The following is a 4,556-nucleotide window of genomic DNA, read 5'->3' as shown; positions in this document are numbered from 1 at the left end:
CGCAGCCGCCGCCACGCGCGCAGCAGCACCACGGTGGCGTGGTTGCTGACCTGGGTGGTGTCGAGGTCGGCCAGCAGGGCGCACAGTTGCGGGCCCGGCGGGTGTTCCACCAGGCCTGCGGGGAGTGCCACCGGCTGCTGCATGTCCTCGATTCTACCGGCGAGGGCCGACGGTTTCCGCAGCACAAGGATGATTCATCGAAGATGTGTTCGAGCGGTCGGCGACGAGCGTCGAACGGTCGAACGGTCGCGCGTGAAGTCTCAGGACATCGGTGACAGTTGGTGTGTCTGGACTGCGGTGACGCTCCCGCGGGTGCTTCTGTTGTCGTCCGCGGGGTCGACCGTTGCCGACGTAGCGGATGCCGGGAGCGGGGTCCGGTGCGCTCGGCGAGGATCGCGCCGTCGAGATCGGTAAAGACGGTCGAGATCAGTGATGGCGGTCGTGTCGCCGGCTCGGGCGCCGACCGTGGCGGCCCGGCGGCGGCGCACGTCGCTGCCGATGAAGAACTGTCGGAACGGTCAGGACCGTGACCTCGCCAGTCGGATCCGACGGACTCGGCCTCGGCCGCCCGGACCTGGCCTCCCGCAGCGCCGCAGGCTTTCGACTCGAGCACGGTGGCGGCAGTCCATGGAGCGACCGACGCGAGAGCCGTGCTCGCTACAGAACGTCGAGACCGCGGCGCATCGTCAGGCCGTTTGCGAGCGTCAGGTGGACGGTGGTAATTCACCGGCAACCCCACCCACGGCAGAAGTTCCCACCAAGAACGCCCGAGGTGTCACCGATGTCCTGAGACATGACAGGCGCCACCCACGAGAGGGGACGATGGACGGGTGAGCTCCACCGTGTGGCCGATCCTCCACTACGACGACCCGGACACGGCGCTGCGCTTCCTCACCGACGTCGTCGGATTCACCGAGGTCGTCGTGGTGCGGGACGACGTCGGCGACGTCGTCCACGCCGAGGTCTCCTGGCCCGGCGGCGGCACCGTCCTGTTCGGCGGCACGAAGCACGACGACGGGGTCCACGCCGGGCTCCGGACCGGCGCGCTCTACGTCGTCGCCACCGCCGAGTCCGATGTCGACACCGTGCACCAGCGGGTCCTCGGGGCCGGCGGGACCGTCGTGCAGGAGCCGCACCGCACGGCGTTCGCCGCGGGTGGCCCCACCTACGCCTGCACCGTCGCGGACCCCGAGGGCAACCTCTGGACGGTCGGGACCTACCGCGGCGGCGGCTGACCCGGCCCGGGGGCCGGCCCAACCGAGGCTCGCCGGGGCGGGGACCGGCCGAACCCGGGCTGGCCGGGGCGGGCCGGTGACCGGCGGCCACGCGACCGCGTTCGCGCCTACGAACGCCGGAGCGGAGCACCGAGGCAGAGCACCGGAGCGGAGCGCCGGAGCAGAGCGCCGGGCAGCCGTCAGACTCCGGTGCTGCCGTCGAGGCGTTCGCGGACCAGGTCGGCGTGCCCGCAGTGCCGGGCGTACTCGGCGATCATGTGCGTGAGGACCCAGTGCACCGAGACCGGGGCGCCGCAGAGCGAGCCGGTGGCGTCCGGGTCCAGCTCGGCGCAGATCCGCCGGGCGTGCTCGACCTCGGCGGTCCAGGCCACCCGGGCCTCGTCGAAGCCGGTGTCGTCGAGTGCGAAACCGCCGTCGTGCCCGGTCCCGTCCTCGATCCCGTGCAGCTTCTCGACGTCCTCACCGGCGAGCACGATGCGGAACCACTGCCGCTCGACCGCGGCCAGGTGCCGGAGCAGTCCGAGCAGGGTCAGCGGGGACGGCGGCACCGTCGCCGTCCGCAACTGCTCCTCGGTCAGTCCCTCGCACTTGCCGATCAGGGTCGCGCGGTAGAAGTCGAGCCACGCTCCGAGGGTCGGCACGACCTCGGCGTGCAGGGGCGGGAACCCGCGTTCGATCGTCGTCATGCGCGGAGGGTGACATCCGCCCCCGACAGGTTCTCGGCCCGATGGTGTCGTCGAGCGGGCACGCGATGGTTCACTCCTGCCGTGAGTGAACATCTGCCGACCGTCGTGACCAGCAGCCGGGAGATCTCCGCCGACGCGGAAACGATCTTCGAACTGATCGCCGACCCGACGCAGCAACCTCGCTGGGACGGCAACGACAACCTCGCCGAGGCCGCAGCCGGCCAGCGGGTCCGCGGGGCCGGAGCCGTCTTCGCGACGACTTTGACCATGGGCGCCGTCCGCCAGAACCGGGTGACCGAGTTCGAGGAGGGGCGCCTGATCGCCTGGCTCCCCTCCGAACCCGGGCAGCCGCCGGCCGGACACCTCTGGCGCTGGGAGCTCGAACCCCTCGGGAACGGCCGCACGCTGGTCAGTCACACCTACGACTGGTCCGCCCTGACCGACGAGAACCGGCTCGTCCGCGCCCGGGCCACCACGGCCGACCGGCTCCGTGCATCGCTCGACCGGCTGGCGGCGATCGCCGAATCACTGTGACCCGACCTGTGACCCGACCTGTGACCCGATCTGTGATACTCATCACTTGATTCGCACATCGATCACTGGAATCGTGCTGTCTTGGCGACATGCACCCCGATGAGATCGTCGCTCTTCTCGGCACCTTCCCCGGTACCCGCCTGATCGAGGCCCACGGGGACGCCTTCGCGATCCACGATCCCGACCACGACTACGAACAGCGACCGCGGCAGGGCTGGGCGACCGTCGTCCACTCCGATGCCCACGACACCGCGTCCGCACTGGATCGCGACGGCGTCTTCCGGTTGAACATCGGCCTCACCAAGGCCGGGTACCGGTCCCTGTTCCCCGACGGGCGCGAACACGACCCGACCGCGCTCGACGTGCTGTTCCCGCATCCCGTCTACGCGTCCTACCACTGGGTGTCCGTGATCAACCCGGACACGACGTGGCCGCTGGTGCGCCAACTGCTCGACGAGGCGCACTCCTTCGCCGTGCGGAAGCACGAGAACACCGCTCGGCGTCGGGCCCATTGACAGTCGACCGATACCTATCGAGACTCGATACATGGCACCCGTCGTCACCACCGCACTGCGCGTCGCGCTGGTCGTACTCGCCACCGGCGCCCTCGGCGCCCAGATCGTGATCGTCGTCGTGACCGGAATGTCCGTGGCCGGTGGGCATCCACTCCTCCCCGACGCGGTGTACGCGGGGGCAGCCGTCGTCACGATCGGCTGCGTCCAGGTCTTCCTGGTCGCGATCTGGGCACTGCTCTCGATGGTGCGTCGCGACGCGATCTTCGACGAGCGGGCATTCCGCTGGGTCCCGGTTCTCGCCGGCTCCGGACTGCTGGCCGCGTTCATCGTCGCCGCCGTCTGCGCCCACGTCGGTGAGCTCGACGACGCACCCGGGCTGATCCTGATCGGCGGCGGCATCGCGGTCGCCGGTATCGCGTTCGCCCTGCTCATGACGGTCATGCTGGGCCTGCTGCGCAACGCCACCCGGCTGCGTCGCGAGCTCGAGCAGGTCGTGTAGATGGCGATCGTCGTCGACATCGACGTGATGCTCGCCCGCCGCAAGATGTCGGTCGGCGAGTTCGCGGACGCGGTCGGGATCACCCCGGCCAACGTGGCCGTCCTGAAGAACGGGCGGGCCAAGGCGGTCCGCTTCGCCACGCTCGACGCCGTCTGCCGGGTCCTCGAGTGCCAGCCCGGCGACGTCCTGCGCTGGGTGCTCGACGAGGACCCGGCAGCACAGCCGGACCACCCGCGGCGGCCGGCCCGGACAGAACCCTGAGCGCGACGCAGGCGGTCACCGGTTCCGCTGCTCGACCCGGGCCTGCTCCACCAGCTCGGGATACGCCTCGGCGGCCTCGGCCGCGTCGAGCGACCAGTGCGCCGTGGACCACGGGATCGGGCACGGCGGCGGATGGTCGGGGTCGGGACACAACAGGAGCTGGATCCGGTCGACCAGATCACGAGCCTGCTCGGCGGTGCAGTACACACCGACCCGCAGTTCCCACACCTCGGATTCACTCATGCCGCGATCGTCGCGCCCACGGACGGCGTGGCACATCAGGGAACTTCCGGACCGGCGTACATACCCCTGGGGGGTATATGATGGAGTCATGACGGGCCACCACGACACTCCGGGGACACCCGCACACGACCACCACGACGCGGGCGGTGCCCACGCCGGCCACGGCGGCCACGCCGATCACGTCGCCGGTTTCCGCCGGCTGTTCTGGATCATGCTGGTGCTGGGCCCTGACCCCGTTCCGTGGACACGCTGATCCCCGCACGGTCGGGGGAAGCGAGATGATGTCTGACCATGGCCCGCAAGAACTACTCCGACGAGTTCCGTCGGCAGGCCGTCGAGCTGTACGAGTCCACGCCCGGGGCGACGGTGAAGGGCATCGCCGCCGACCTGGGCGTCGAGCGGGCCACGCTGGCGTTGTGGCTGGACAACCTCGGCACCGGGACCCGCACCGCCCCCGACGGCACCCGCACCCGCAGCGCACGTTCGGTGCGTGCGCCACGCCAGAACGCCGGTGTCGTGCCCGTCGCGGATGAGACGCCCGAGCAGCGTCTGGCCCGCCTCGAAGCCGAGAACAAGGCACTGC

General features: G+C 70.5%; 9 protein-coding genes. 7 read left to right on the top strand and 2 right to left on the bottom strand.

Annotation, left to right across the window (positions count from 1 at the left end):
• Window positions 1-830: 830 nt before the first annotated feature.
• Entirely contained in the window at window positions 831-1,235 is a 405-nt protein-coding gene (locus BM093_RS34205) for a VOC family protein (RefSeq protein ID WP_093357454.1), read from the top strand.
• Window positions 1,236-1,414: 179 nt separating this feature from the next.
• On the opposite strand, the gene BM093_RS34200 is transcribed toward BM093_RS34205, so the two are convergent.
• Window positions 1,415-1,921, bottom strand: a complete 507-nt coding sequence (locus tag BM093_RS34200; RefSeq protein WP_093357450.1) for a DinB family protein — start codon at window positions 1,919-1,921, stop codon at window positions 1,415-1,417.
• Window positions 1,922-2,002: 81 nt separating this feature from the next.
• Here BM093_RS34200 and BM093_RS34195 point away from each other — a divergent pair, with 81 nt between their 5' ends.
• From BM093_RS34195 to BM093_RS34180, 4 genes are all read left to right on the top strand, one after another.
• Entirely contained in the window at window positions 2,003-2,455 is a 453-nt protein-coding gene (locus tag BM093_RS34195) for an SRPBCC family protein (protein ID WP_093357445.1), read from the top strand.
• A gap of 89 nt (window positions 2,456-2,544) precedes the next feature.
• The gene (locus BM093_RS34190; protein ID WP_093357441.1) at window positions 2,545-2,970 is read left to right on the top strand and encodes a DUF6194 family protein; all 426 of its coding nucleotides are present in this window, start codon (window positions 2,545-2,547) and stop codon (window positions 2,968-2,970) included.
• 31 nt (window positions 2,971-3,001) lie between these two features.
• Window positions 3,002-3,469 carry a DUF2975 domain-containing protein gene (locus BM093_RS34185; protein ID WP_093357436.1) on the top strand — a complete coding sequence of 156 codons (468 nt, stop codon included), beginning with the start codon at window positions 3,002-3,004 and terminating at the stop codon, window positions 3,467-3,469.
• Window positions 3,470-3,730 carry a helix-turn-helix domain-containing protein gene (locus BM093_RS34180; RefSeq protein WP_093357431.1) on the top strand — a complete coding sequence of 87 codons (261 nt, stop codon included), beginning with the start codon at window positions 3,470-3,472 and terminating at the stop codon, window positions 3,728-3,730.
• 15 nt (window positions 3,731-3,745) lie between these two features.
• On the opposite strand, the gene BM093_RS34175 is transcribed toward BM093_RS34180, so the two are convergent.
• Entirely contained in the window at window positions 3,746-3,973 is a 228-nt protein-coding gene (locus tag BM093_RS34175) for a hypothetical protein (RefSeq protein ID WP_093357425.1), read from the bottom strand.
• A gap of 88 nt (window positions 3,974-4,061) precedes the next feature.
• Between BM093_RS34175 and BM093_RS36440 the strand changes: the two genes are divergently transcribed.
• The gene (locus BM093_RS36440) at window positions 4,062-4,226 is read left to right on the top strand and encodes a hypothetical protein (RefSeq protein WP_177238885.1); all 165 of its coding nucleotides are present in this window, start codon (window positions 4,062-4,064) and stop codon (window positions 4,224-4,226) included.
• A gap of 38 nt (window positions 4,227-4,264) precedes the next feature.
• Window positions 4,265-4,556: transposase (locus tag BM093_RS34170; RefSeq protein ID WP_143105705.1), on the top strand; the 292-nt coding region annotated here is incomplete at its 3' end.

The organism is Pseudonocardia ammonioxydans, assembly GCF_900115005.1.
GTDB classification, from domain to species: Bacteria; Actinomycetota; Actinomycetes; order Mycobacteriales; family Pseudonocardiaceae; genus Pseudonocardia; species Pseudonocardia ammonioxydans.
This window is presented reverse-complemented; position numbering and strand designations above follow the sequence as displayed.

Excerpts from the sequence above, each read along its gene's own strand:
- BM093_RS34180 (WP_093357431.1), top strand. The coding sequence starts at position 3,470 with ATGGCGATCGTCGTCGACATCGACGTGATGCTCGCCCGCCGCAAGATG.
- BM093_RS36440 (WP_177238885.1), top strand. The coding sequence starts at position 4,062 with ATGACGGGCCACCACGACACTCCGGGGACACCCGCACACGACCACCAC.
- BM093_RS34185 (WP_093357436.1), top strand. The coding sequence starts at position 3,002 with ATGGCACCCGTCGTCACCACCGCACTGCGCGTCGCGCTGGTCGTACTC.
- BM093_RS34200 (WP_093357450.1), bottom strand. The coding sequence starts at position 1,921 with ATGACGACGATCGAACGCGGGTTCCCGCCCCTGCACGCCGAGGTCGTG.
- BM093_RS34175 (WP_093357425.1), bottom strand. The coding sequence starts at position 3,973 with ATGAGTGAATCCGAGGTGTGGGAACTGCGGGTCGGTGTGTACTGCACC.
- BM093_RS34190 (WP_093357441.1), top strand. The coding sequence starts at position 2,545 with ATGCACCCCGATGAGATCGTCGCTCTTCTCGGCACCTTCCCCGGTACC.